This window comes from Streptomyces sp. NPDC007264 (genome assembly GCF_042869095.1).
In the GTDB taxonomy this organism is placed as follows: domain Bacteria; phylum Actinomycetota; class Actinomycetes; order Streptomycetales; family Streptomycetaceae; genus Streptomyces.
Genome location: NZ_JBIAFD010000018.1, coordinates 136,670 through 160,539, shown reverse-complemented (window position 1 = coordinate 160,539; position 23,870 = coordinate 136,670). Strand labels below are relative to the sequence as shown.

Sequence of the window (23,870 nt, the reverse complement as noted above, 5' to 3'; positions counted from 1 at the left end):
GCACTCGTCGAGATCTACCAGAACTGCAACATCTTCAACGACGGCGCCTTCGACACCCTCAAGGACAAGCAGCAGGCCGAAGAAGCAGTCATCCGCCTCGAACACGGCCGGCCCATCCGCTTCGGCGCCGGCCTCTCCAAGGGAGTCGTACGGGACACGGCCACCGGCGACCTGAAGGTCGTCCCCGTCACCCCCGAGAACGAGGCGCAGCTCCTCGTCCACGACGCCCACAACCCCAGCCCCACCACCGCCTTCGCACTCTCCCGCCTCGCCGACCCCACCACCCTCCACCACACCCCCATCGGCGTCTTCCGAGACGTGGAACGGCCCGTCTACGACACCCTCATGGCCGACCAACTCGACACCGCCATCGAGCACAACGGCAAAGGCGACCTCGCCGCACTCCTCACCGGCAACGACACCTGGACCGTCGTCGGCTAGCCGACGGCCGGACCGCCGCCGGGGGCACCACCCGGTTCACGAGGCCCGGGCGCCGTCCGCCCGGGCCTCGTCGTATGCCCTGCGGGCCTTCTCCACGTCGTCCATCCGCCGCTCGGTCCACAGGGCCAGCGCCTTCACCTGGGCGGCGGCCTCGCGGCCCAGTTCGGTGAGGGAGTAGTCGACGCGCGGCGGGATCACGGGCCGGGCGTCCCGGTGGACCAGGCCATCGCGCTCCAGTGTCTGCAGCGTCTGCGTCAGCATCTTCTCGCTGACCCTGCCGATCGCGCGGCGCAGCTCGCTGAAGCGGTGCGGGCGCTCCAGCAGCGCGATGAGGACGAGGACGCCCCAGCGGCTGGTGACATGCTCCAGGACCAGCCGGTGCGGGCACATCGCCTCGCCGTTGGCCCCGGCTCCGGCCCCCCACTTACTTACCGTCATGCCTGTACCTTACTTGAAAGTGGGTACTTTCAATGAGTTAGCGCAGCTCCTAGGGTGAGTGGCAGGACCAGCCCACGAGGAGTTACGTCATGAGCATCGTCGTCACCGGAGCCACCGGACATCTTGGCGGTCACGTCATCGAGCAGTTGCTGGAGAAGGTTCCGGCCGAGCGGGTCACCGCCGTCGTGCGCAGCCGAGAGAAGGCCGCCGATCTGGCGGCACGGGGCGTCCGGGTCGCGATCGCCGACTACAACGCGCCCGAGACCTTCGACGGTCTCTTCTCCGCCGGCGACAAGGTGCTGCTGATCTCCAGCAGCGAGGTGGGCCGGGACCGCGTCGCCCAGCACCGGGCCGTCCTCGACGCCGCCGGGGCCGCCGGTGTCGCGCTCCTCGCCTACACCAGTGGTCCCGGCAGCCTGACGGCCACGCTGGCCGACGACCACCGGGGTACCGAGGAGGCGATCCTGGCCTCGGGCCTGCCCTATGTGCTGCTGCGCAACAACTTCTACCACGAGGTCTACACCGAGCAGCTCGCCCCCGTCCTGGAGCACGGGGCGGTCGTCCAGGCGGCCGGCGAGGGCCGCCTCGCCACGGCCGCACGCGCCGACTACGCGGCGGCCGCCGTCGCGGTGCTCACCGGAGAGGGCCACGAGAACACGACGTACGAGCTGAGCGGCGACACCACGTGGAGCTTCGCCGAGTACGCCGCCGAGCTGAGCCGGCAGACCGGCAGGCAGATCCCGTACACCCCCGTCCCGGTCGAGGTCTACGCCGGCATCCTGACGGGTGTCGGCATGCCCGAGCCGGTCGCCGCGGTCTTCGCGGGCGTCGACGTGGCCATCGAGAAGGGGGAGCTGGCCGTCACCACGGGCGACCTGTCCCGCCTCACCGGCCGCCCCACCACCCCGATCGCCGACGCGATCGCCGCCGCGCTCCAGGAGTGAGCCCGCTCGCCGAGGCCCCGGCATCCCCGCGGCCTCCGCCTGTCATGACCGTATGGCGATACGAGCATGACAGGCGGGGACTCTCGGCGCTACCTTCGGGGAGCTGCGTGGAAGCAGCCACGCGAGAAGGAGGGGCCCGTGACCGGGAAGTCGAAGGGCGAGCGGCGAACAGGTCTGCTGAACGGCTTCGCGGCATACGGGATGTGGGGGCTCGTCCCCCTCTTCTGGCCCCTGCTGAAGCCCGCCGGGGCGGCGGAGGTCCTCGCCCACCGCATGGTCTGGTCGCTGGGTCTGGTCGCCCTGGCGCTGCTGGTGATGCGGCGCTGGTCCTGGGCCGGGGAGCTGCTGCGGCAGCCGCGCAGGCTGGGGTTGATAACCATCGCGGCGGTTGTCATCACCGTCAACTGGGGCGTCTACATCTGGGCCGTCAACGCCGGCCACGTGGTGGAGGCGTCACTCGGCTACTTCATCAATCCGCTCGTCACCATCGCGATGGGCGTGCTCCTGCTGAAGGAGCGGCTGCGGCCCCTCCAGTGGGTGGCGGTCGCGGTCGGTCTCGCCGCCGTCCTCGTGCTGACCATCGGCTACGGCCGGCCGCCGTGGATCTCCCTCTGCCTCGCCTTCTCCTTCGCCACCTACGGTCTGGTGAAGAAGAAGGTCAACCTGGGCGGCGTCGAGTCGCTGGCGGCGGAGACCGCCGTGCAGTTCGTGCCCGCGCTGGTGTATCTGCTGTGGCTCACGGCGCGGGGCGACTCGACGTTCACCTCCCAGGGTCCCGGGCACGCGGCGCTGCTCGCCTCCACCGGCCTGGTCACCGCCCTCCCCCTGGTCTGCTTCGGCGCCGCGGCGATCCGCGTGCCGCTGTCCACGATCGGCCTGCTCCAGTACATGACACCGGTCTTCCAGTTCCTGCTGGGCATCTTCTACTTCCACGAGGAGATGCCGCCCGAGCGGTGGATGGGCTTCGGGCTGGTCTGGCTCGCGCTGTCCCTGCTGACCGGCGACGCACTGCGCACGGCCCATCGGACGGCCCGCGCGCTCAGGACCGGCGTCGGCGCGCCCGGCACCAGCTCACCCGGCGTCGGCGCACCCGGCACCAGCTCACCCGGCACCGGCATCGCCGCCGGAGCGGTGCGCACCCCGCCGCAGCGGACGGACGGTGCCGCGGCGGGGACCGATCCGGTGGAGACGACGCTGTAGGCCCGGAGACCTCGGCCGGCCGGTCCCGGCCGGCCGAGGTCTCCGGGTCCTTCGGGCCACCACGTGGTGGGTCACTCGCCGCCGAGCGCGGTGCGGGCGCGTTCGGCGAGGCGGCCCATGCGGCCGCGGGCCCGCTCCAACTGGTCCAGGTCGTCCGCGGCGGGACCCTCGTCGGCGGCGAGCTCGGTCCAGACGGCGATGAGGTCACGGCCGAGGTGCAGGCCCTGCATCGGGTCGCGGACGGCACGCCAGGCGGCGGCCGCGCTCTGCACGTTGCCGTACGCTCCGCGCGGGTCGCCCAGGCGGTGGCGGATCCGGGCGAGGTCGAGTGACAGATGGAACGACCGCAGGGGGTCCCCGGCCAGATAGGCGATGTAGGAGGTGAGCTCGCGCAGGCGCAGCACGTCCGGGTGGTCCGTGCCGAGTTCGGACGCGGACTCCGCGACGGCCCGCTCGGCCAGTTGGGCGGCGTCCTCGATGCGGCCCTGCTTCACGGCCGCGTTGATCCGGGCCATGGACTCCGCGACCGGCCCGCCCGCGCCGGCCGCCGGGACGACCTCGGACTCGTCCCCGAGGACCGCCACGGCCACCGAGTCGAACTCCCGCACGGGCGGCTCCTTGACCTCGTCCTCCTCCGCGTCGGCGCTCGCAGCGAACGACAGGAGCGGTGCGTGCCTGCGGCTCGGCTCGGGGCGGCGAACAGCGGTGGGGCGGGGAGCGGGAACGGGATCCCCGTCCACGTCGGCGGTGGGGGGCACGACCACTTCGGGAGTCTGCACGGACGACGGGGCGGGCGTGGGCCAGGTCGGCGGCTTCGCCATGACCGCGGGCGCGGGGGGTGCCTCGGTGGTGACGGGCGACGGCGACGCGACGGGCCCGGCGGGCGGCCGGACAGATGTCGCCGACGGCGGGCCGAACGCTCCGGTCGGCGGCAGGACGGTGCCGGGAGCCTGCGGCTCGGACGTGGTCGTGCCGCGCGGCGGCAGCGGAACACCGTCGTCGGAGGCGCCCGGCAGCACCTGGGCCGGGCCGGGCGTCGCGGTGATCAGCGCCGCCTGCTCGGGAACCGCGCGCAGGGCGAACGTGGCGACGGTGCCGCCGGGGCGGACCGGCGCTCCGTCCCGGCCCGGCGCGACGCCGTCCCGGCCGGACCCGGCGGATCCGGTGGAACCGGCGGGCCCCGCTCCCCCGGCGGCCCCGGCGACCCCCAGGGCGCCAGCGGATCCCAGGGCCTCCGCCGACCCCACCGCCCTGTCCGCCCCCTCCGGTTCCGACGGTGGGAGGGCGTCGGTCGTGGACGCCGGGGCGCCGGAAGCAGGATGCTCCGCGGGCCTGTGGTGTCCGGGCGTACGGTGCCCGGCGGGCGCCTGTTCCGGAGTGACGGCGCGGCGCGCGGCCTGCGGTGCCGTCGGGTCGGGTACCGCCCGCAGGGGGAACGTCGGGGCCGTGGTGCCCGGGGCCGGCTGCTGGGTGTCCACCGCCCGCAGCACATGCGTGGGCTTGTCGCGGCGCGGGCGCTGCGGCTCGGCCTCCGGCACGGCGGGAACGGACGGCGCGCCTCCCGCCGCGTGCCTTTCCGCGCCGGGCAGGCCCTCGACCGGCCAGGTGGGTGCCGCGACCGCGACCGCCGGGACCGGATCGTCGTCCTCGGCCGCCGCGCGGGGCGCAGAGGCGGGGGCGCCGGTCACGCCGGCGGGTGCCGATGCCGGTGCCGGTGCCGGTGCCGGTGCCGGTGCCGGACGTCCGGCGGGCCCCGCGGCCATGGGCGGGAAGGGGCCACGGGGTGCGGGCGCGCCCGGTTCCGGCGCCGGCGCACCCGCGGCGGCCGGTGCGGGCGCCCCGACGCGCACCGGCTCCCCCGTGAACGCGCTGGAGCCGTCGACGTACACCCGGATCGGTACGACGAAGCCGCTCCGTTCGTCGTGGACCGTGGCGAGGACCGGGTGGCCCGTGGCGAGCGCGAGGCGGTGGAGGTAGTTCAGAACGGCCTGCTGGACCGGTTCGCCCGGCGCCTCGACCACGGGCATCCCACCGACGGTGGCCCCCGCGCCCACAACCCCGTCCCGCCCGGTCGCGGGGACCCGGACCTCGATCGGGGTCACGCCGGAGCCCGCTCCCGCCCGGGACGCTGCCCCCGCTGCGGAGCGCCCCCGCTTCTGTTCGCGGCTGAGTCGAGACATCGTTCCCTCACTCGGGTCGGTCGGTCGAGGAAAGGGTGGCAGTGGCGGAGGAAGAAGTCGGCGCCGCGTCCGCCACGAAGAGCGCACCGGGGACCAGCGTACGCAAGCCGGCCCGGACGTCACCGAAGGCATCCGCCGGGCCCGTGGCGGGCGCCGCAACCCATGGGCCCGCGACGCCCGTTCGGGCCCACGGCGCTCTGTCCACGGCACTCGCCTTCCCGCTCGGCATCGGCTCCCCTCGCTCTCCGGCTCCGGACATTCGTACGGAGACGTATGTACGCATCCGAGTGTCCCGCGCGCGGCCCCGCCTCGCGTCACCGCAGCGTCACAGGCTCGTCGCAGGTACCCGTGCCCCGGTACCGAACTCCCCGTCCTGCCGTGAAGATCGGGGGTGCGACGACCGACCGAGGAGAGTGGCGATGCAGGGGATCGCGCAACAGGGGCCCGGCGGGCCCGAGATCTGGGTTCGCGGCCCGGTGGACGACGCAGGACCGCGGCCGGAGGCGGCCCAAGGCGTCGCCGCTCCGCGGCGGTTCTCCTGGGTGGCCACGCACGGCGGGGCCGGCACCTCGACGCTCGCCACGGTCTTCGGCGGATTCGACGCGGGCCGCGGCTGGCCCCTGCCCGACCGGAGCGAACCCGCCTCGGTGCTCCTGGTCGCACGGACGCACGACGCCGGTCTGCGGGCCGTGCTGCACTCCCTCGATATCTTCCGGCGCGGCGACGCGCCGCCCGGCCTCGACCTCGACGCCATCGTGCTGGTCGCGGACGCGCCGGGCCGACTGCCACGGCAACTCGCCCAGCGCATCAAGGTGATCGAGTCGATGATCGACGTCTACCGAGTGCCGTGGGTGCCGGCCTGGCGGATCGGCGACCTGGCTGGCCAGCCGCCCCGCGAGTGTGAGCAACTCGCCCGGCTGACCGGCGTGTTCACGCCGTCGGGCGGATGGCGGGGGCAGCGGTGAGCATGCGCTGGACCGTGCACGGGGAGCGTTCCCTGTACGAGACGCCCTGGGTGCGGCTGCGCGCGCTCGACGTGGAGCAGCCCGACGGGACGCGTGGCGACTACCACGTGGTCCGGCTGCGGGACGTGGCGGTCACCGCCGCCGTCGACCGCGAGCGGCGCGTGCTGATGATGTGGCGCCATCGCTTCGTCACCGACACCTGGGGCTGGGAGCTGCCGATGGGCCTCGTGGAGGACGGCGAGCAGCCCGACGCGGCGGCGGGGCGCGAACTCGAGGAGGAGACGGGCTGGCGCGCGGGCTCGCTGCGGCCGCTCGTCCACGCCGAGCCCGCGGCCGGCATCACCGACGCCCGTCACTTGGTGTTCCGCACGGACGACGCCCGGTGGATCGGGGCACCGACCGAACGCAACGAATCGGACCGCCTGGAATGGATCCCGCTCTCCCGGCTCGCCGGGATGATCGCGCGGCGGGAGATCGTCAGCAGCGCCACGCTCGTCGGTGTCATGGCCCTGCTGCTGGACATCATCCCCTCGGCGGGCTGACCCGGGCACTCTGCGAGACCCACGCCGAGGCCCGCACCGAGGCCCGCACGGGACTCCGGACTCCGAACTCCGGGACTCCGGACTCCGGGACTCCGGGACTCCCCCAAGATATCTGCACATGCATATAATGCGTGTACAGGTATCCGTGGCATGCCATCCAGCCCCTGGGGGACCCATGAATCGCCGTTTCCTCTTCCTTCTCGGAAGCGCCCGCAGCAACGGCAACACCGAGTTGCTGGCCCGCCGGGCCGCCGAGCAACTGCCTTCCGACGTCGAGCAGCAGTGGATCGCGCTCGCCGAGCACCCGCTCCCCGACTTCGCCGACCTGCGGCACGACGCGGACCATCGACAGTCCGAGGAGGGCGGCCTCACGACGCTCCTGGACGCCACCCTGGCCGCGACCGACATCGTGATCGCCTCGCCGCTGTACTGGTACTCGGTGTCCTCCCACACCAAGCGCTACCTGGATCACTGGTCGGCCTGGCTGCGCACCCCCGGCCTCGACTTCAGGGCGACCCTGGCCGGGCGCACGCTGTGGGGCGTCACCGTGCTCGCGGGCGAGGAACCGTCGGTCGCCGAGCCGCTGATCGGCACGCTCAACAACTCCGCCGCGTACATGAAGATGCGCTTCGGCGGGGTCCTGCTCGGCAACGGCAGCAGCCCAGGCGACGTACTGAAGGACACGGCGGCCCTGACGCGCGCCAAGACGTTCTTCGCCGAGCGGCCGCGGGGGCTCGCGCGGTTCCCGTACGAGGCCGCCGCGTCCGGTCCTACGCGGTGATGTCCTTCGTGGTGAAGCGCGCCCAGGCCGCCGAGCCGAAGACCGCCGCGTACAGGGCCTGCAGGCCCAGGTTGTGGACGAGGTCGTCCCAGTAGACCGGGTCGCGCATGAGGTCCGCGAACGACAGCCAGTAGTGCGAGAAGAAGTACGGCTGGAGCGCGTGCAGTTGCGGTATCTGGTCGAGGATCTGGACCGTGGTCAGCAGGCCGACGGTCGTGGCCATCGCCGCGATACCGCTGTTGGTGAGGGTCGAGACGAACAGTCCCAGGGCCGCCACGCCGATCAGGGACACGGCGACGACCAGAGCGATCAGCAGGGCCCGGCCCAGACCGTCGGCGAAGCCGATGCGCGTGCCCGAGATGGTCGTCAGGTCGCCCAGGGGGAAGAGCAGCGCGCCCACCGCGAGCGCCGAGAGGGCGACGACAAAGGTGGCGACCAGGCAGAAGGCCATGGTCGTCGCGTACTTGGTGAGCAGCAGTCGGGTGCGGCCGGCGGGGGCGACCAGGAGGTAGCGGAGCGTGCCGGCGTTCGCCTCGCCCGCGATCGCGTCGCCCGCGACGACGCCGATCGCCATCGGCAGGAAGAAGGGGAGCGTCGCGGCGAGCGCCGTGAAGACCAGGAACAGCCCGTTGTTGGTGACCTGGGTGATGAAGGCCGGCCCGCCCTCGCCGCCCCGGCCCCCGCCGACACCGGAGCCGTCGCTCGTCTCGATCTTGACCGCCACTCCGACCAGGACGGGCACGGCCGCCAGGACGGCGAGCAGCGCGAGCGTGCGCCAGCGCCGGAAGGTGGTCACCAGCTCACTGCGCAGCAGCCCGAAGGCCCACAGGGGGTTCGGACGCCGGGGCGTTCCGGTCGGCCCCGGCCCGGCCGCCTCGGCCCGCTCGGCCCCCTCGGCCTCCGCGGCCCCCTCGGCCTCCGCGGCCCGCTCAGCCCGCGACATCGAAGCCCTCTCCCGTCAGCGCCACGAACGCGTCCTCCAGGGATGCCCGCTCGACTCCGAAGCCGCGTACCCGGACGCCGGCGGTGACCAGCGCGGCGTTCACGTCGGCCAGTTCACGGTCCGGTGGTTCGCCCGTCACCCGGTCCTCCGCCGCGGTGACGTCGACCACGCCCTGTTCCTTCAGGACGCGGGCCGCGTCGGTCACGTCCGGGGTGGTCACCACGAGACGTCCGCGCGCACCGGCCGCCAGGTCCCGCACCGCGCCCTGGGTGATCAGCCGGCCCCGCGCCATCACGGCGGCGTGCGTGCACACCTGCTCGATCTCGCCAAGCAGATGGGAGGAGAGGAAGACGGTCGTGCCGTCGGACGCCAACTCCCTGACCAGGGAGCGGATCTCGCGCATGCCCTGCGGGTCGAGGCCGTTGGTGGGCTCGTCCAGGACCAGGAGCCTGCGGGGCCGCAGCAGCGCCGCCGCGAGCCCGAGGCGTTGCTTCATGCCCAGCGAGTACGCCTTCGCCTTCTTGCTTCCGGCCGCCGTGAGGCCGACCCGGTCCAGCGCGGCGGCAACGCGTGCGCGCCGGGTGCGGGGGTCGGCGGTGGGGTCGGCGGCGTCGTACCGCAGGAGGTTGTCGCGGCCGGAGAGGAAGCCGTACAGGGCCGGGCCCTCGATGAGGGCCCCGACGTGCGGGAGCACGGCGCGCGCGGCCCGGGGCATGGGCCGCCCCAGGACGCGTGCCGTGCCCGAGGTGGGTTCGATCAGGCCCATCAGCATGCGGATGGTGGTGGTCTTGCCTGAGCCGTTCGGCCCGAGGAAGCCGAAGACGCTGCCCACCGGGACGGTCAGGTCGAGCCCGTCCACGGCGAGCTGTCCGCCGCGGTAGCGCTTGGTGAGGGCGCGGGTGGCGATGACCGGGGCCTCCGGTCCGCTCACCGCCGTCTCCGCCTCCTCCGGCTCCGCTTCCACGGCGGACAGTTCCTCCATGGGCTCTCCTGCTCCTGGGGCTCTCCTGCTCCTGCCGTCCCCGCCGGACCTGTCCCGCCGGTGTCCCGCCGGACCTGTCCCGCCGGACCTGTCCCGCCGGACCTGTCCCGCCGGACCTGTCCCGCCGGACCTGTCCCGCGGGGCCTACTTCCCCGCGTTCGCCGCCTTCACCAGCGCGTCCTTGGTGACCGCGCCGGCGTACACCTTGCCTTCGTCCGTGATCAGGGCGTTGACCAGGCGGGTGGAGAACACGGTGCCCGAGCCGAACTTGCCCTTGACGTGGTCGCCGAGCGAGCCGAGGAAGCCGGAGACCGCACTGTCGCCGGACGCCGGGCCGCCCGAGGGCATCCTGCCCTTGCCGTCGCCGAGGACGACGATCGTGTTCCAGCCCTCGCCGATGGTCTCGGGCCCGGCACCCGGGACCGGCTTCTCCATGTCCTTGGGCAGTGCCTTGGGCAGACCCTTGGGAGCGGCCTTGCCCTCGCCGTGCCACCTGCTCCCCCGCTCGGCCCGCAGGTCGTCCCCCTGGGTGACCTTCGTGCCCTTGGGCGGCGTGAAGTCGAACGTCGACGCGGCCGGCCTGGCGAAGGAGACCTCGGTGAAGCCCACGTCCACGACGGCCGCGCCGCCCGCCGCCGGGGTCAGCGTGAACTTCAGCGGCATCCCGCTCTTCGCGTCCACCGCGATGCTGATCGCACCGACCGTGGTGCCCGACTGCTTCGGCCTGATGAGCAGCTTGTACGCGTCCCGGCCCGCGACCTGGGCGGTTCCGTCGACCGTCACCGAGGTCGTCTCGTCGGCGGCCTTCAGCGCCTCCTGGGCCAGGTCCCCGGGCGTGGCCGGTATGTCCCGGGGCGTCGTCCGCTCGTCCTTGCGGTCGGCGGCGCCGGTCGCGTGGTACGCCTCGTTGGATGCGCTGTCGTACGCCCAGAGGTCGGTGCCGTTGCGGATGACGCTGTACTCGGCGGCCTTCTCGATGAGGGAGAGCTTCTGCTTGTCCTGGCCGTCCGTGGCGACGCGCAGCGTGTGGGTCCCGGAGGCCAGTTCGAGCAGCTTGGAGCTCGGGTCGGCGGCCGAGCCGTCCTTGCCGCCGCCTCCGGCGCCCCGGGAGAAGGCGCCCGAGGCGAAGCTGTTCTGCAGACCGCCCAGGTTGGGCAGGCCCAGGTCCGTGCTGATCTTCACCGTGCCGGACAGCTGCTGGACGTCCGACGCGGCGATCTTCTCGATGAGCTGCTGTGCGCTGATCTTCGGCAGGTCGGGGTCGCCGGATCCGGCGAACGCCGGGACAAGCCCGATGGTCGCCGCCGCCACCCCCACCACCGCGACCGGAACGACGTACCGCGCGGCCTTGCGCCGTCCGTCGCGTACGTCCTCCGCCTGCCCGGCGGGTGCGTTGTGATCGGATTCGTACGGTGCCATTGTCTGCCTTACCTCCGTCGTCGGCGGCGGCCTACCGTCAGTGCACTCGTCCACCCCTGCGCCGCCATTGTCACCCGAACTCCTGTCAGGTGGGGGGTCCGGGGGGTCTCCCCGGGAAAGTCGATGCCTCAATCTGACCAAAACGGCCGCGGGGAAGCGTCAGACCGCGGGCTCAACTCGGCGTACTGCTGGGGTATGACATGGCAAGGCGGGACCTCCACCCACCCGTAGGGGTCGTCAGGGGGCCGCCGCCCCGGGGCCTTTCGGGGATTCCCCGGCCTCCGGACGCGCGAACTCCTGGTTCAGCCCCGCACGGGGACATGGTCCGCCCGGCAGCGGCGACTCCGGTGGCGATCAGGCCGGTGCGCCGTCTCGCCCCGGGGCCGAACGGATCGGACGCCGGACCCGCCCCGGGGAAGTGATCCGGACCACATTCCCGGCGATCACCGACGGTGGCCCGCCGCCAGAGGTGCGCCGCGGGCGACGCGGGGGCAGCGGGCGGGCTCAGCCGGCCCGGTGCACCACCGCGTCGCACATTTCCGTCAGGGCCGCCTTCGCACCGCACTCGGGCAGCGGCGCCAGGGCGGCGCGCGCGTCCTCCGCGTAGCGGATCGTGTCACGGCGGGCCTGCTCGAGCGCCGGGTGCACCCGCAGTCGGGAGAGGGCCTCGGCGTGCCGGGCGTCGTCCGTGAGGTCGGAGCCCAGGAGCTCGCACAGGGCGATGTCCTCGGGCAGCCCCAGGCGCTCCGCGCGCTCACGCAGACGCAGCACGGGCAGGGTGGCGATGCCCTCGCGCAGGTCGGTCCCCGGAGTCTTTCCGGACTCGTGCGAGTCCGACGCGATGTCCAGAACGTCGTCGGCCAGCTGGAACGCCACGCCCAGCCGCTCGCCGTACTGCGTGAGCACGTCCACGACGGTCTCGTCGGCGCCCGACATCATCGCCCCGAAGCGGCACGCCACGGCCACCAGCGAGCCCGTCTTGCCGCCCAGCACGTCCAGGTAGTGCTCCACCGGGTCGCGGCCGTCCCGTGGTCCCGCCGTCTCCAGGATCTGGCCCGTGACCAGCCGCTCGAACGCCTCCGCCTGGATGCGGACCGCCTCCGGGCCGAGATCGGCCAGGATGTGCGAGGCCCGCGCGAACAGGAAGTCGCCGGTGAGGACCGCCACCGAGTTGCCCCAGCGGGTGTTCGCGCTGTCCACCCCGCGCCGCACCTCGGCCTCGTCCATCACGTCGTCGTGGTAGAGGGTGGCGAGGTGGGTCAGCTCGACGACCACGGCCGAGGGGACGATCCCGGGCGCGTACGGATCACCGAACTGGGCCGCGAGCATCACGAGCAGCGGCCGGAACCGCTTCCCGCCCGCCCGCACGAGATGCTGCGCGGCCTGCGTGATGAAGGGCACCTCGCTCTTGGTGGCGTCGAGCAGCCCCTCCTCGACAGCGGCCAATCCGGCCTGGACATCGGCTTCCAGAGCCTGGTCCCGCACGCTCAGCCCGAACGGCCCGACGACGGTCACGAGGGGTCTCCTGTCTGCTGACGTCTGCTGACGCTCACACGGTCGGTCTCAAGGACGGTCACTGGGGCGATGACGTCGCCGGTCGACTCGGCTCACCGCGTTTGTCGATCTGTCGTCGCCACCACTCAAGTCAGCGTATCCGGTCAGGTTTCGATCACCACGAGCGCCCGCTGTTCCAGGCCGGGCGGTATCGGATCACGAACGGTATGTTCTCGATCAGCCGATACGAACAGATATTTACCGATATACCCGAAGTGCACCTTCTATGGTGCTGTACACCGTCGGGTGCGGCCGCGGCGCGCCCGGTCCGCCGAGGGCGAGGGCGGGCATCCGGGAGCCCGAGCAGCAGCCCGAGCAGCAGTCCGAACAGCAGTCCGAGGTCAGGCACATGCGCATCCGTACGGCCTTCCCCCATGAAACGGCCCACGACGACGTCTGGATCCCGCTCCAGGACGGCACCCGTCTGTACGCGCGCGTATGGCGGCCCCTCACCGATGAGCCCGTCCCCGCCCTGCTCGAGTACCACCCGGGCCGCCTCACCGACGCGACCGCGGCCCGCGACCACCAGCGTCATCCCTGGTACGCGGGCCACGGCTACGCCTCCGTCCGCGTGGACGCCCGCGGGTACGGCAACTCGGACGGGCCGCCCGCCGGCGCCGGCGGGGCGACCGGGCCCTCGGACGGCGTCGAGGTCGTCGAGTGGCTGGCCGCGCAGCCCTGGTGCGACGGCCGCGTGGGCATGTTCGGCCTCTCCCGGGGCGGCTCCGCCGCCCTCCGGGTCGCCGCCCTCGCCCCGGAGCCGCTCAAGGCGGTCGTCGCGGTCTGCCCCGCCGACGACCCGTACGACCCATACGAGCCGTACAGCACGTACAAGCCGTACGACCCGCATGACCCGTACGACCCGTACGACCCGTACCGCCCCTGCCACCCGTGCGACCGCGACGCGGAGCACCCCGGCGGTTCCGTCCTCTCCGGCCCCACTCGCGCCCGGGCGGCGGCGGTGCTCGGTCTCGCGGCCCAGCCGCCGGACCCCCGGTACGTGGGCACGGTGTGGCGCGACGACTGGCTCAGGCGCCTGGAGGCACTCCACCCTCCCGCCCGTGTCCGGGCGGACCCGCGCGAGCAGGGCACCCGAGAAGGCCACGGCACCCTCTCCGGGGACGCCGGCGCGGTCCGGGCCGCCGTGCTCGCGGTGGGCGGCTGGCACGACCCGTACCGGGACACCGTGCTCGCCCTCCTGGAGCGCCTTCCGGCCGACCGCGTACGGGGCCTGATCGGGCCGTGGCCGCACGCGTACCCCGACCACGGTCTGCCGCCCGGCCCGGCGATCGGCTTCCTCCAGGAGACCCTCCGCTGGTGGGACCACTGGCTCAGGGGCAGGGACACGGGGGTCATGGCGGAGCCGCTGCTGCGCGCGTACGTCACCGGCGCCCGCCCTCCCGCGGCCGGGTGCGAGGGGCTGCCGGGCCGCTGGGTCGGCGAGCCGTCGTGGCCGTCGCCGAACGTCACCCCGGTCCCCTACGCGCTCCGGGGCGCCCCTGTGCCCGTGCGGTCCCCGCTGCACACCGGTCTGGACGCCGGCCGCTTCGTCCCCCGCGGCGGCGACGCGGACCTGCCGCCCGACCAGCGCGAGGAGGACGCGAGGTCGGTGTGCTTCGAGTTCGGGGCGGAGGAGGAGACCTGGGTGCTGGGGCGGCCCCGGGTACGACTGCGGCTGACCTGCCCGGCGCCGTGCGGGCAGGTGGTCGCCCGGCTGTGCGACGTGGCGCCCGACGGGACGTCGGTCCTCGTCACCCGCGGCGTCCTGGACCTGTCCGCGCGTGCCGGCGGCGACCGGACGGCCTCCCGGGCCCCGGGGGCCACCGAGGACGTGGTGGTCGAGCTGGGCGGCACCGGCCACGCCTTCCCGCCCGGCCACCGCATCCGCCTAGCCGTGTCCTCCGTGTACTGGCCGTGGCTGTGGCCGCAACCGGGCGCGGAGGCGGGCCTCGTCCTGGATCCGTCGGGCAGTCGGCTCGAACTTCCCGTGCGCACGGCGCAGTCGGGGCCGCCCCTCGTGTTCGGGGAGCCGGAGCACGCCGAGCCGCTGGGCGTCAGCTCCCCGGCCACGCTCGACGAACCGCGCCCGAGCCGGCTGGTGGTCCGGGACGTGGCGAAGGGCGAGTGGCGCCTGGAACTCGCCCCCTGCCGGGAGGGTGTTCTGGTGTACCCCGACGGTCTCGAGGTCGCCGAGGACGCCCGGGAGACGTACACCGTCGAGGACGCCGACCCGCTGACGGCCCGCGCCCGCTGGGACCGGTCCGTGCGGATGCACCGCCCGGAGACGGGATGGGACGCCAGGGTGGAGACGCACTCCGGGATCGTCTGCACGGCGGCGGAGTTCGTCGTGTCGGACGAGCTCGTCTGCGGGGACGGCGACGAAGTGGTGTTCCACCGGACATGGGTGACGCGGATTCCCCGTACGACGCCCACCTCCCCCGCACCAGCGAAATGCCCGAATAGGGGGCATTAAGGGCTCACTTCCTGTGACCTTCGCCACCAGGACATCGAAGGCGTGCGGGGATCCTCGGGGGGGCCGGCGACCTCCACCCCATTTGCCCGAATTGGCACCCGATTTCCCATAACGCCAAGTTCCTTACCGTCGGCAGGGCGCCAGTGAATTCGGTCACGCCACCACTATATGGCTCTTTTCGGTCATGTAGTCAACTTTCCTTCTACAAAGGGCATGTTGACTGCCGACTCCACGGGGGACCAATATCCACATTGCGGAATCTCAAGGTCATTTCGGCTGGACCGCGACTTCCGGCTTGTTCCCGACATCTCCCCTCGCTTACCTTCCTCTCGACCCGAGCGGATCGCCGAATCCTGCCGCCGCTCGAGGGCCCATCGACCGATGACGGCAGGAGCGGGGGACCCAGGTAGGTCGCCGAACCGGACACCGCGCCGGAACGGCTCGGGGTGAAGCCACGCCCTCGGAACCGAGGACACGGCCGGGCACCTCCCAGCCCGAACCCGACAGCTCACCTCGCAGGCGCCGGAGAGGAAAACGACATGCCCGCTTTCGCCCTGCCCGCACGCCGTCGGAACGACCGGTCCAAGGCCGCCCGCATCCGCCGCACCCTCGCCGCCGCGGCGACCGGTGCCGCCGTGCTCGCTCTTCCCGTCGTGGGTGCGACGAGCGCTTCGGCCGCCGCTCCCGCCGCCGCACCGGCGACCGCCACGGCTTACCGCGGCAGCCTCGACGGCTGGATCCGTCAGTCGCTGACCGTCATGGCGAAGCACGGGATTCCCGGGTCCTACAACGGGATCTACCGCAATGTGATGCGCGAGTCGTCGGGCAACCCGAGGGCCATCAACAACTGGGACAGCAACGCCGCGAAGGGCATCCCGTCCAAGGGCCTCCTGCAGGTCATCGACCCGACCTTCCGCACCTACCACGTGCCCGGCACGGCGTACGACCCCTACGACCCGATCGCGAACATCACGGCCGCCTGCAACTACGCGGCCCACAGGTACGGCTCGATCGACAACGTCAACAGCGCGTACTGACCCCGAAGAGTCTCTCGAGGACGACGGCGATGCCGTCGTCCTCGTTGGACAGGGTGATCTCGTCGGCGACCGCCTTGAGTTCGGGATGGGCATTGGCCATGGCGACGCCGTGCGCGGCCCAGTCGAACATGGGGATGTCGTTGGGCATGTCGCCGAAGGCGATGGTCCGGGACGGGCTCAGGCCCAGATGCTCGGCGGCCAGCGCGAGTCCCGTCGCCTTCGTGATGCCGCACGGCTGGAGTTCGACGGTTCCGGGCCCCGACATGGTGACCGTCGCCAGCGACCCGATCGCACCGCGGGCCGCCATCGCCAACTCGTCGTCGGACAGGGTGGGGTGGCGCAGCAGCACCTTGCTGATGGGCTCGCACCACAGGTCGTCGCGCCGCTCGACCCGCACCGCGGGCAGGGTGGGGTGCGGCATCCGGTAGCCGGGCTCGACGAGGGTGAGCCCGTGCACCCCGTCCTGGTCGACGGCCGCGTAGACCTGCCCCACCTCGGCCTCGACCTTGCCGAGCGCGGTCTCCGCCAACTCCCGGTCCAGCGTGACGGAGAACAGCAGCCGGTCCGCGCCGGCGTCGTACACCTGCGCGCCCTGTCCGCACACCGCGAGCCCCCTGCTGCCCAGGTCGTCGAGCAGCGGCCGCACCCTGGGCGCCGGACGCCCCGTGACCACCAGGTGCTGGGCGCCGGCCGCCACGGCCCGCGCCAGCGCGGCCTTCGACCGGTCGGAGAGCGTGTCGTCACCACGCAGCAGGGTTCCGTCCAGGTCGGTGGCGATGAGTGCATATGCAAGGGGTGCGGCCATGATCAGAGAATACGGATGGAACACCCCGGCGTGCTCGGCGCGAACCGGACGAGGATCCAGCCGTGCGCCGCGGCCAGATGCCGTACCCGCCGCGACGACGCGAACCCCGTGCCGCAGCACACGAAGCGCATCACTCGCGCACCTGCACCCCGCCTTCGAAGCGGTCGCGCAGCCACGTGATCATCTCGTGGTGCTGGGAGCTGTGGGAGAACGGTCCGGTGGGTGCGGGTCCGTCCGCCGCCGCAGCCGGTAGACGCTGTCCACGACGGGCGGCCCACCCGTAACGTGTGCCGCGACCACCTGCAACCACCCCTGCACGGCACCACCGGAACGCACGAGAGCGAGGCAGCATCCCATGCCCCCCTTCGACGTCCCCGAGGGCGACCCCTTCGGCCCGCACAACCTCCCCTACGGCGTGTTCTCCCCCGCAGGCTCCGACGAGCGCACCGTCGGCGTCCGCCTGGGCGACCACGTGCTCGACGCCGGCGCGGCGGCCGAGGCCCTCGGCTCCCCGTACGCCTCCCTGCTGGCGCGGCCGTCCCTGGGACCGCTGCTGGCCGCGGGCCGCACCGCATGGTCGGACGTGCGCCGGGCGCTGACGGCGTGGGTGACGGTGCCCGCGCACCGGGAGACGGTGGAGCCGCTGATGCGCCCGCTGTCCGAGGTGACCCTCCACCTGCCCTTCGAGGTCGCGGACTACGTCGACTTCTACGCCTCCGAGAACCACGCCCGCAATGTGGGGCGGATCTTCCGTCCGGACGCGGAGGACTCGCTGACCCCCAACTGGAAGCATCTGCCGATCGGTTACCACGGGCGGTCGGGGACCGTCGTGGTGTCGGGCACGGACGTCGTGCGTCCACAGGGGCAGCGGAAGGCCCCCACGGACCCCGCTCCGGTCTTCGGCCCGTCCGTCCGCCTGGACATCGAGGCGGAGGTGGGCTTCGTGGTGGGGGTCCCGTCGCGGCTGGGCCGGCCGGTGGCGCTGTCCGCGTTCCGTGACCACGTCTTCGGGCTGTGCCTGCTCAACGACTGGTCGGCGCGGGACATCCAGGCGTGGGAGTACGTGCCGCTGGGGCCGTTCCTCGGCAAGTCGTTCGCCACATCGGTCTCGGCGTGGATCACCCCGCTGGACGCGCTGGAGCAGGCGCGGGTGGCGCCGCCGGAGCGCACCCATCCGCTGCTGCCGTACCTGGACGACGCGCGGGAGGAACCGGCCGGCTACGACCTGCGCATCTCCGTCGCGATCAACGGCCATGTCGTCTCCCGGCCACCCTTCTCCACCATGTACTGGACGGCGGCCCAGCAACTGGCCCACATGACGGTGAACGGGGCGTCGCTGCGGACGGGCGACCTGTACGGCTCGGGCACCGTGAGCGGCGCGGCGGAGCGCGAACGCGGCTCGCTCCTCGAACTCACCTGGAACGGCCGCGACGCTCTCGAACTCCCCGACGGCAAGCGGGCGTTCCTGGAGGACGGGGACGTGGTCACGCTGACGGCGTGGGCGCCCGGGCCGGACGGGACACGGGTCGGGCTCGGCGAGGTGACAGGCCGGGTGGTACCGGCGGTGGACACCGCGGGCTGAGGCGCGCCGGGCGCTGGGGCCCGGCGCCGTTCTAGAACCAGTCGTCCGGCTCCGGCTCCGGCTCCTGCCCCATGTCCCGGTCCGGCTCCGGGCCGGGTCCGGCGCCGTCGTCGGCGTCGGCGTCGGCGTCGGCGTCGGCGTCGGCGTCGGCGGGGGCGGCCTCGGCGGGGGCGGGGGCGGGGGCGGGGGCGGCCTCGGCGGGGCCGCCCAGGGCCGCGAGCACCCCGAGCACCCCTTCGCCGTACGTGGCCAGCTTCTTCTCGCCGACCCCGCCGACGGTGCCCAGCTCCGCCACCGAACCGGGCCGGCGCATGACGATCTCCCGCAGCGTGGCGTCGTGGAAGACGACGTACGCCGGGACACCCTGCTCCCGGGCCTGTTCGGCACGCCACGCGCGCAGGGCCTCGAAGGCGGGCAGCAGCTCCGGGGGCAGCTCGGCGGCGGCCGCCTTCGCCTTGCGCTCGGGCCGTGCCGAGCCCGACGACCGGGGCACCTCCGGCTTCTTCGGCTCCTTGCGCAGCGGCACCTCACGCTCCCGCCGCAGTACCGCACCGCTCTCCTCGGTCAGCACCAGCGTGCCGTACTCGCCCTCGACCGCCAGCAGCCCCTGCGCCAGCAACTGCCGCATGACACCCCGCCATTCGCCCTCGGTCAGCTCCTCGCCGATACCGAAGACGGACAGCTGGTCGTGGTCGAACTGGATCACCTTGGCCGTGCGCCGTCCCAGCAGGATGTCGACGATCTGCACCGCGCCGAACTTCTGCCGCCGCTCCCGGTGCAGCCGCCACACGGCGGACAGCACTTTCTGCGCCGCGATCGTCCCGTCCCAGGTGTCGGGCGGAACCAGACACGTGTCGCAGTTGCCGCAGCCGCTCGGCTCGGGGTCCTGGCCGAAGTAGGCGAGCAGATGGCCGCGGCGGCACTGGGCCGTCTCGCACAGGGCCAGCATCGCGTCCAGATGCGCCTGGGCGCGGCGGCGGAACGCCTCGTCACCCTCTCCGGACTGGATCAGCTTGCGCTGCTGGATGACGTCGTTCAGCCCGTAGGCCATCCAGGCCGTGGACGGCAGCCCGTCGCGGCCCGCCCGGCCCGTCTCCTGGTAGTAGCCCTCGATCGACTTCGGCAGGTCCAGATGGGCGACGAACCGCACGTCCGGCTTGTCGATGCCCATGCCGAACGCGATGGTCGCGACCACCACGAGGCCGTCCTCGCGCAGAAAGCGGGACTGATGGGCCGCGCGCGTGCCCGCGTCCAGTCCCGCGTGGTACGGCACCGCCTCGACACCGCTGCGGGTGAGGAACTCCGCCGTCTTCTCCACCGAGTTCCGCGAGAGGCAGTAGACGATGCCCGCGTCGCCCGGGTGCTCCTCGCGCAGGAACGCCAGCAACTGCTTCTTGGGGTCGGCCTTCGGAACGATCCGGTACTGGATGTTGGGCCGGTCGAAGCTCGCCACGAAGTGCCGCGCCGCCGGCATGCCGAGCCGCTGGATGATCTCCTGGTGCGTCGCCCGCGTCGCCGTCGCCGTGAGCGCGATCCGGGGGACGTCCGGCCAGCGCTCGCCCAGCAGGGACAGGGCCAGGTAGTCGGGGCGGAAGTCGTGGCCCCACTGGGACACGCAGTGCGCCTCGTCGATGGCGAACACCGAGATCTTGCCGCGCGAGAGCAGATCGCGGGTGGACTCCAGACGCAGCCGCTCCGGGGCCAGGTACAGCAGGTCCAGCTCGCCGGCCAGGAACTCGGCCTCCACCACGCGCCGCTCGTCGAAGTCCTGCGTGGAGTTGACGAATCCGGCGCGCACACCGAGCGCCCGCAGCGCGTCCACCTGGTCCTGCATCAGCGCGATCAGTGGGGAGACCACCACGCCCGTGCCGGGTCTGACCAGGGCCGGGATCTGGTAGCAGAGCGACTTGCCGCCGCCGGTCGGCATGAGCACGACGGCGTCGCCGCCGGCCACCACATGCTCGATGATCGCTTCCTGCTCACCGCGGAATGCCTCGTACCCGAAGACCCGGCGCAGCGCGGCGAGCGCCTCGCTGCCCTCGTCCGGCGCCGGCCTCACGCCGGCTCCGGTCATCCCACCCGCCTCGGTCATCCCGCCCGTCCCGTCCATCGCCCGTCCCCCGCACGTCGTCCCTCGACCCACTGCATCCACGATAGGCGCCGCCGCCGACAGCCTCCGGGTTTGTCCACAGACTCGACCCGTTCCGCTGCGTCACCGTTCGATGGCATCGGGCGACCGACAGGACCTTGTCCCCACGGTGCCTTCCGCCGCACACGCAGTTGATCGACGCGAGCCTCGTCTTCCCGCAGACACGACGGCCCGGCACCCCTGAGCGGGTGCCGGGCCGTTCCGTGCCGGTGCGGGTCAGCGGACGAAGACGCCCGCCTGGCTGGCCAGGTCCAGGAAGTACTGGGGCGCCACGCCCAGTACCAGCGTCACCGCCACGCCCGCGGCGATCGCCGTCATCGTCAGGGGCGAGGGGACCGCCACCGTCGGGCCCTCCGGATTCGGCTCGCTGAAGAACATCAGCACGATCACCCGGATGTAGAAGAACGCCGCGATCGCCGACGAGATCACACCGATCACGACCAGTGGTGTCGCTCCGCCTTCCGCCGCCGCCTTGAAGACGGCGAACTTCCCGGCGAAGCCGGAGGTCAGCGGGATGCCGGCGAAGGCCAGCAGGAACACCGCGAACACGGCCGCCACCAGCGGGGACCGGCGTCCGAGCCCGGCCCACTTGGACAGGTGCGTGGCCTCGCCGCCCGCGTCGCGCACGAGGGTGACCACCGCGAACGCGCCGATCGTCACGAACGAGTACGCGGCGAGGTAGAAGAGGACCGAGGACACGCCGTCCGGTGTCGTCGCGATGACACCCGCGAGGATGAATCCCGCGTGCGCGATCGACGAGTACGCCAGCAGCCGCTTGATGTCGGTCTGCGTGATCGCGACGATCGCACCGCCGAGCATGGTGGCGATCGCGACCGCCCACATCACCGGCCGCCAGTCCCAGCGCATGCCCGGCAGGACGACGTACAGCAGCCGCAGCAGCGCGCCGAACGCCGCCACCTTGGTCGCCGACGCCATGAAGCCGGTCACCGGGGTCGGCGCGCCCTGGTACACGTCCGGCGTCCACATGTGGAACGGCACCGCGGCCACCTTGAACAGCAGCCCCATCACGACCAGCGCGGCGCCGACGAGCAGCAGCGCGTCATTGCCCATGGTGTTGGCGAGCGCCGGGTCGACGTTGGGCACCGTGCCCTCGACGACCCGCGCGATCGCCGCGTACGACACCGAGCCCGCGTAGCCGTACAGCAGCGCGATGCCGAACAGCGTGAACGCGGAGGCGAACGCGCCGAGCAGGAAGTACTTGACGGCGGCCTCCTGCGACATGAGCCGCTTGCGGCGGGCCAGCGCGCACAGGAGGTACAGCGGCAGCGAGAAGACCTCCAGGGCCACGAACAGCGTCAGCAGGTCGTTGGCCGAGGGGAAGACGAGCATGCCGCCCACCGCGAACAGCAGCAGCGGGAACGCCTCGGTCGTGGTGAACCCCGCCTTCACGGCGGCCTTCTCGCTGTCACTGCCCGGTACGGACGCGGCCTGGGCCGCGAACGAGTCGACGCGGTTGCCGTGGGCCTCCGGGTCGAGGCGCCGCTCGGCGAACGTGAACACGCCGAGCAGACCGGCTAGCAGGATCGTCCCCTGCAGGAACAGGGACGGTCCGTCGACCGCGATCGCGCCCATCGCCGCGATGTGGGCCTTCGTGGTGCCGTATCCGTTGGCGGCGAGCGCCACCACCGCGGCGAACGCCGCGACGAGCGCGACGACCGATACGAAGGCCTGCGCGTAGTAGCGGGACCTGCGCGGCACGAACGCCTCGATCAGCACCCCGACGAGCGCGGCACCGATGACGATCAACGTCGGTGACAGCTGCCCGTATTCGATCTTCGGCGCATCGATCTTCGAGATCGGATCGGCCGCGGTTGTCCACAGGTTGTGGACGACTGCTGTGCTCACTTGGCCGCCTCCACCTCGGGCTTGGGATCGGTCTGGTGTACGTCCGACATGGTCTGCTGGACCGCCGGGTTGACGATGTCGGTGACGGGCTTCGGGTAGACGCCCAGGAAGATCAGCAGCGCGATCAGCGGGGCGATCACCAGAAGTTCGCGTACGCGCAGGTCCGGCATCTCGGCGACCTCCGCCTTCACCGGGCCCGTCATCGTCCGCTGGTAGAGGACGAGGGCGTAGAGCGCCGCGAGGACGATGCCGAAGGTGGCGACGATCCCGATGGCCGGGTGGCGCGTGAACGTGCCGACCAGGACCAGGAACTCACTCACGAACGGCGCGAGCCCCGGCAGGGACAGCGTGGCGAGGCCACCCACCAGGAACGTCCCGGCGAGCAGTGGCGCGACCTTCTGCACACCGCCGAAGTCCGCGATCAGACGCGAGCCACGGCGCGAGATGAGGAAGCCCGCCACCAGCATCCAGGCAGCCGTCGAGATTCCGTGGTTGACCATGTACAGCGTCGCGCCCGACTGGCCCTGGCTGGTCATCGCGAAGATGCCCAGGACGATGAAGCCGAAGTGCGAGATCGACGCGTAGGCCACCAGCCGCTTGATGTCCCGCTGGCCGACCGCCAGCAGGGCGCCGTAGATGATGCTGACGACCGCCAGGACGAGGATGACGGGCGTCGCCCACTTGCTCGCCTCCGGGAAGAGTTGGAGGCAGAAGCGCAGCATCGCGAAGGTGCCCACCTTGTCGACGACCGCTGTGATGAGCACGGCGACCGGGGTGGTGGACTCACCCATGGCGTTGGGCAGCCAGGTGTGCAGCGGCCATAGCGGCGCCTTCACGGCGAAGGCGAAGAAGAAGCCGAGGAACAGCCAGCGTTCGGTGCTGGTCGCCATGTGGAACGAGCCGTTCGCCCGCGCCTGCACGATCTCCGGGAGCGAGAAGTTCCCGGCCTGCACATAGAGGACGATCACCGCGGCCAGCATGATCAGGCCGCCGGCCAGGTTGTAGAGGAGGAACTTCACGGCGGCGTACGACCGCTGGGTGGCCGCCGCCTCCTCCCCGTGCTCGTGGGCGTGGTCCCCGAAGCCGCCGATGAGGAAGTACAGCGGGATGAGCATGGCTTCGAAGAAGATGTAGAAGAGGAAGACGTCGGTGGCCTCGAAGGAGAGGATCACCATCGCCTCGACGGCCAGGATCAGGGCGAAGAAGCCCTGCGTCGGCCGCCAGCGCCGGCTTCCGGTCTCCAGCGGGTCGGCGTCGTGCCAGCCCGCCAGGATCACGAACGGGATCAGCAGCGCGGTCAGCGCGACGAGCGCCACCCCGATACCGTCGACACCCAGCTCGTACCGCACCCCGAAGTCCTTGATCCAGGCATGGGACTCGGTGAGCTGGTAGCGGGCGCCGCCCGGTTCGAAGCGGACCATGACCACCGCGGCGAGCGCGAGCGTGGCCAGCGAGACGAGCAGCGCCAGCCACTTCGCGGCGGTGCGCCGTGCGGCAGGGACCGCGGCGGTGGCGATCGCCCCCACGGCCGGGAGCGCCGCCGTCGCTGTCAACAGAGGAAAGGACATC

The 23,870-nt window shown here is 72.4% G+C and carries 18 protein-coding genes, 1 pseudogene and 1 riboswitch; of the genes and pseudogenes, 9 read left to right on the top strand and 10 right to left on the bottom strand.

From position 1 onward, the window contains the following. Positions 1-441 (top strand): annotated as a pseudogene (locus tag ACFYMU_RS27340) (2-oxoacid:ferredoxin oxidoreductase subunit beta); the annotation flags it as partial. Positions 442-477: 36 nt separating this feature from the next. On the opposite strand, the gene ACFYMU_RS27335 reads toward ACFYMU_RS27340, so the two are convergent. Continuing rightward, the gene (locus ACFYMU_RS27335) at positions 478-879 is read right to left on the bottom strand and encodes a winged helix-turn-helix transcriptional regulator (RefSeq protein WP_388378392.1); all 402 of its coding nucleotides are present in this window, start codon (positions 877-879) and stop codon (positions 478-480) included. Positions 880-968: 89 nt separating this feature from the next. On the opposite strand from ACFYMU_RS27335, the gene ACFYMU_RS27330 reads away from it, so the two are divergent. Both ACFYMU_RS27330 and rarD read left to right on the top strand, forming a co-directional pair. Beyond that, entirely contained in the window at positions 969-1,823 is an 855-nt protein-coding gene (locus ACFYMU_RS27330) for an SDR family oxidoreductase (protein WP_388378389.1), read from the top strand. Positions 1,824-1,961: 138 nt separating this feature from the next. Further along, positions 1,962-3,023 (top strand): EamA family transporter RarD, encoded by a 1,062-nt coding sequence (gene rarD, locus ACFYMU_RS27325; RefSeq protein ID WP_388378387.1) that lies wholly within the window; start codon positions 1,962-1,964, stop codon positions 3,021-3,023. 71 nt (positions 3,024-3,094) lie between these two features. Here rarD and ACFYMU_RS27320 read toward each other — a convergent pair whose 3' ends face one another. Further along, the gene (locus tag ACFYMU_RS27320) at positions 3,095-5,050 is read right to left on the bottom strand and encodes a hypothetical protein (RefSeq protein WP_388378384.1); all 1,956 of its coding nucleotides are present in this window, start codon (positions 5,048-5,050) and stop codon (positions 3,095-3,097) included. Positions 5,051-5,622: 572 nt separating this feature from the next. On the opposite strand from ACFYMU_RS27320, the gene ACFYMU_RS27315 reads away from it, so the two are divergent. The 3 genes from ACFYMU_RS27315 (at position 5,623) to ACFYMU_RS27305 (ending at position 7,491) form a co-directional block, all read left to right on the top strand. Next, positions 5,623-6,168, top strand: a complete 546-nt coding sequence (locus tag ACFYMU_RS27315) for a hypothetical protein (protein ID WP_388378382.1) — start codon at positions 5,623-5,625, stop codon at positions 6,166-6,168. Positions 6,169-6,170: 2 nt separating this feature from the next. Continuing rightward, entirely contained in the window at positions 6,171-6,710 is a 540-nt protein-coding gene (locus ACFYMU_RS27310) for an NUDIX hydrolase (RefSeq protein ID WP_388378422.1), read from the top strand. Between the two features lie 175 nt (positions 6,711-6,885). Further along, complete coding sequence (locus ACFYMU_RS27305; protein ID WP_388378379.1) at positions 6,886-7,491, top strand: flavodoxin family protein; 606 nt, start codon at positions 6,886-6,888, stop codon at positions 7,489-7,491. Here the strand turns inward: ACFYMU_RS27305 and ACFYMU_RS27300 are convergent. From ACFYMU_RS27300 to ACFYMU_RS27285, 4 genes are all read right to left on the bottom strand, one after another. Then, entirely contained in the window at positions 7,481-8,434 is a 954-nt protein-coding gene (locus ACFYMU_RS27300; protein WP_388378376.1) for an ABC transporter permease, read from the bottom strand. The genes ACFYMU_RS27305 and ACFYMU_RS27300 overlap by 11 nt on opposite strands. Next, positions 8,421-9,416: an ABC transporter ATP-binding protein gene (locus ACFYMU_RS27295; protein ID WP_388378373.1), complete on the bottom strand. Its 996-nt coding sequence runs from the start codon at positions 9,414-9,416 to the stop codon at positions 8,421-8,423. The genes ACFYMU_RS27300 and ACFYMU_RS27295 overlap by 14 nt, the downstream gene beginning before the upstream one ends. Positions 9,417-9,560: 144 nt before the next feature. Beyond that, on the bottom strand, positions 9,561-10,835 hold the full coding sequence (locus ACFYMU_RS27290) for an outer membrane lipoprotein carrier protein LolA (protein WP_388378371.1): 1,275 nt from the start codon (positions 10,833-10,835) through the stop codon (positions 9,561-9,563). Between the two features lie 504 nt (positions 10,836-11,339). After that, entirely contained in the window at positions 11,340-12,350 is a 1,011-nt protein-coding gene (locus ACFYMU_RS27285; protein WP_388378368.1) for a polyprenyl synthetase family protein, read from the bottom strand. A 388-nt stretch (positions 12,351-12,738) separates the two neighbouring features. Here ACFYMU_RS27285 and ACFYMU_RS27280 point away from each other — a divergent pair, with 388 nt between their 5' ends. Next, positions 12,739-14,862, top strand: coding sequence for a CocE/NonD family hydrolase (locus ACFYMU_RS27280; RefSeq protein WP_388378419.1), 2,124 nt, complete (start codon positions 12,739-12,741; stop codon positions 14,860-14,862). 369 nt (positions 14,863-15,231) lie between these two features. After that, positions 15,232-15,397, top strand: a riboswitch (cyclic di-AMP (ydaO/yuaA leader). 4 nt (positions 15,398-15,401) lie between these two features. Beyond that, the gene (locus ACFYMU_RS27275; RefSeq protein ID WP_388378366.1) at positions 15,402-15,899 is read left to right on the top strand and encodes a transglycosylase SLT domain-containing protein; all 498 of its coding nucleotides are present in this window, start codon (positions 15,402-15,404) and stop codon (positions 15,897-15,899) included. On the opposite strand, the gene ACFYMU_RS27270 is transcribed toward ACFYMU_RS27275, so the two are convergent. Further along, positions 15,883-16,704 carry an HAD family hydrolase gene (locus tag ACFYMU_RS27270; protein ID WP_388378363.1) on the bottom strand — a complete coding sequence of 274 codons (822 nt, stop codon included), beginning with the start codon at positions 16,702-16,704 and terminating at the stop codon, positions 15,883-15,885. The genes ACFYMU_RS27275 and ACFYMU_RS27270 overlap by 17 nt on opposite strands. A gap of 355 nt (positions 16,705-17,059) precedes the next feature. On the opposite strand from ACFYMU_RS27270, the gene fahA reads away from it, so the two are divergent. Then, complete coding sequence (fahA, locus tag ACFYMU_RS27265; RefSeq protein ID WP_388378360.1) at positions 17,060-18,286, top strand: fumarylacetoacetase; 1,227 nt, start codon at positions 17,060-17,062, stop codon at positions 18,284-18,286. 31 nt (positions 18,287-18,317) lie between these two features. On the opposite strand, the gene recQ is transcribed toward fahA, so the two are convergent. The 3 genes from recQ to ACFYMU_RS27250 all read right to left on the bottom strand — a co-directional run bounded on the left by recQ (position 18,318) and on the right by ACFYMU_RS27250 (position 23,869). Further along, the gene (recQ, locus tag ACFYMU_RS27260; protein ID WP_388378357.1) at positions 18,318-20,396 is read right to left on the bottom strand and encodes a DNA helicase RecQ; all 2,079 of its coding nucleotides are present in this window, start codon (positions 20,394-20,396) and stop codon (positions 18,318-18,320) included. Between the two features lie 255 nt (positions 20,397-20,651). Further along, positions 20,652-22,301, bottom strand: a complete 1,650-nt coding sequence (gene nuoN, locus ACFYMU_RS27255; RefSeq protein ID WP_388378354.1) for an NADH-quinone oxidoreductase subunit NuoN — start codon at positions 22,299-22,301, stop codon at positions 20,652-20,654. Further along, positions 22,298-23,869 (bottom strand): NADH-quinone oxidoreductase subunit M, encoded by a 1,572-nt coding sequence (locus ACFYMU_RS27250; RefSeq protein ID WP_388378351.1) that lies wholly within the window; start codon positions 23,867-23,869, stop codon positions 22,298-22,300. Before ACFYMU_RS27250 ends, nuoN begins: the two co-directional genes overlap by 4 nt. Position 23,870 lies beyond the last annotated feature (1 nt).

Coding starts and splice junctions, on each gene's coding strand:
- ACFYMU_RS27335 (WP_388378392.1), bottom strand. CDS start 879: ATGACGGTAAGTAAGTGGGGGGCCGGAGCCGGGGCCAACGGCGAGGCG.
- ACFYMU_RS27330 (WP_388378389.1), top strand. CDS start 969: ATGAGCATCGTCGTCACCGGAGCCACCGGACATCTTGGCGGTCACGTC.
- ACFYMU_RS27320 (WP_388378384.1), bottom strand. CDS start 5,050: ATGCCCGTGGTCGAGGCGCCGGGCGAACCGGTCCAGCAGGCCGTTCTG.
- ACFYMU_RS27315 (WP_388378382.1), top strand. CDS start 5,623: ATGCAGGGGATCGCGCAACAGGGGCCCGGCGGGCCCGAGATCTGGGTT.
- ACFYMU_RS27310 (WP_388378422.1), top strand. CDS start 6,171: ATGCGCTGGACCGTGCACGGGGAGCGTTCCCTGTACGAGACGCCCTGG.
- ACFYMU_RS27305 (WP_388378379.1), top strand. CDS start 6,886: ATGAATCGCCGTTTCCTCTTCCTTCTCGGAAGCGCCCGCAGCAACGGC.
- ACFYMU_RS27300 (WP_388378376.1), bottom strand. CDS start 8,434: ATGTCGCGGGCTGAGCGGGCCGCGGAGGCCGAGGGGGCCGCGGAGGCC.
- ACFYMU_RS27295 (WP_388378373.1), bottom strand. CDS start 9,416: ATGGAGGAACTGTCCGCCGTGGAAGCGGAGCCGGAGGAGGCGGAGACG.
- ACFYMU_RS27290 (WP_388378371.1), bottom strand. CDS start 10,835: ATGGCACCGTACGAATCCGATCACAACGCACCCGCCGGGCAGGCGGAG.
- ACFYMU_RS27280 (WP_388378419.1), top strand. CDS start 12,739: ATGCGCATCCGTACGGCCTTCCCCCATGAAACGGCCCACGACGACGTC.
- ACFYMU_RS27275 (WP_388378366.1), top strand. CDS start 15,402: ATGCCCGCTTTCGCCCTGCCCGCACGCCGTCGGAACGACCGGTCCAAG.
- ACFYMU_RS27270 (WP_388378363.1), bottom strand. CDS start 16,704: ATGGCCGCACCCCTTGCATATGCACTCATCGCCACCGACCTGGACGGA.
- fahA (WP_388378360.1), top strand. CDS start 17,060: ATGCCCCCCTTCGACGTCCCCGAGGGCGACCCCTTCGGCCCGCACAAC.
- recQ (WP_388378357.1), bottom strand. CDS start 20,396: ATGGACGGGACGGGCGGGATGACCGAGGCGGGTGGGATGACCGGAGCC.
- ACFYMU_RS27250 (WP_388378351.1), bottom strand. CDS start 23,869: ATGTCCTTTCCTCTGTTGACAGCGACGGCGGCGCTCCCGGCCGTGGGG.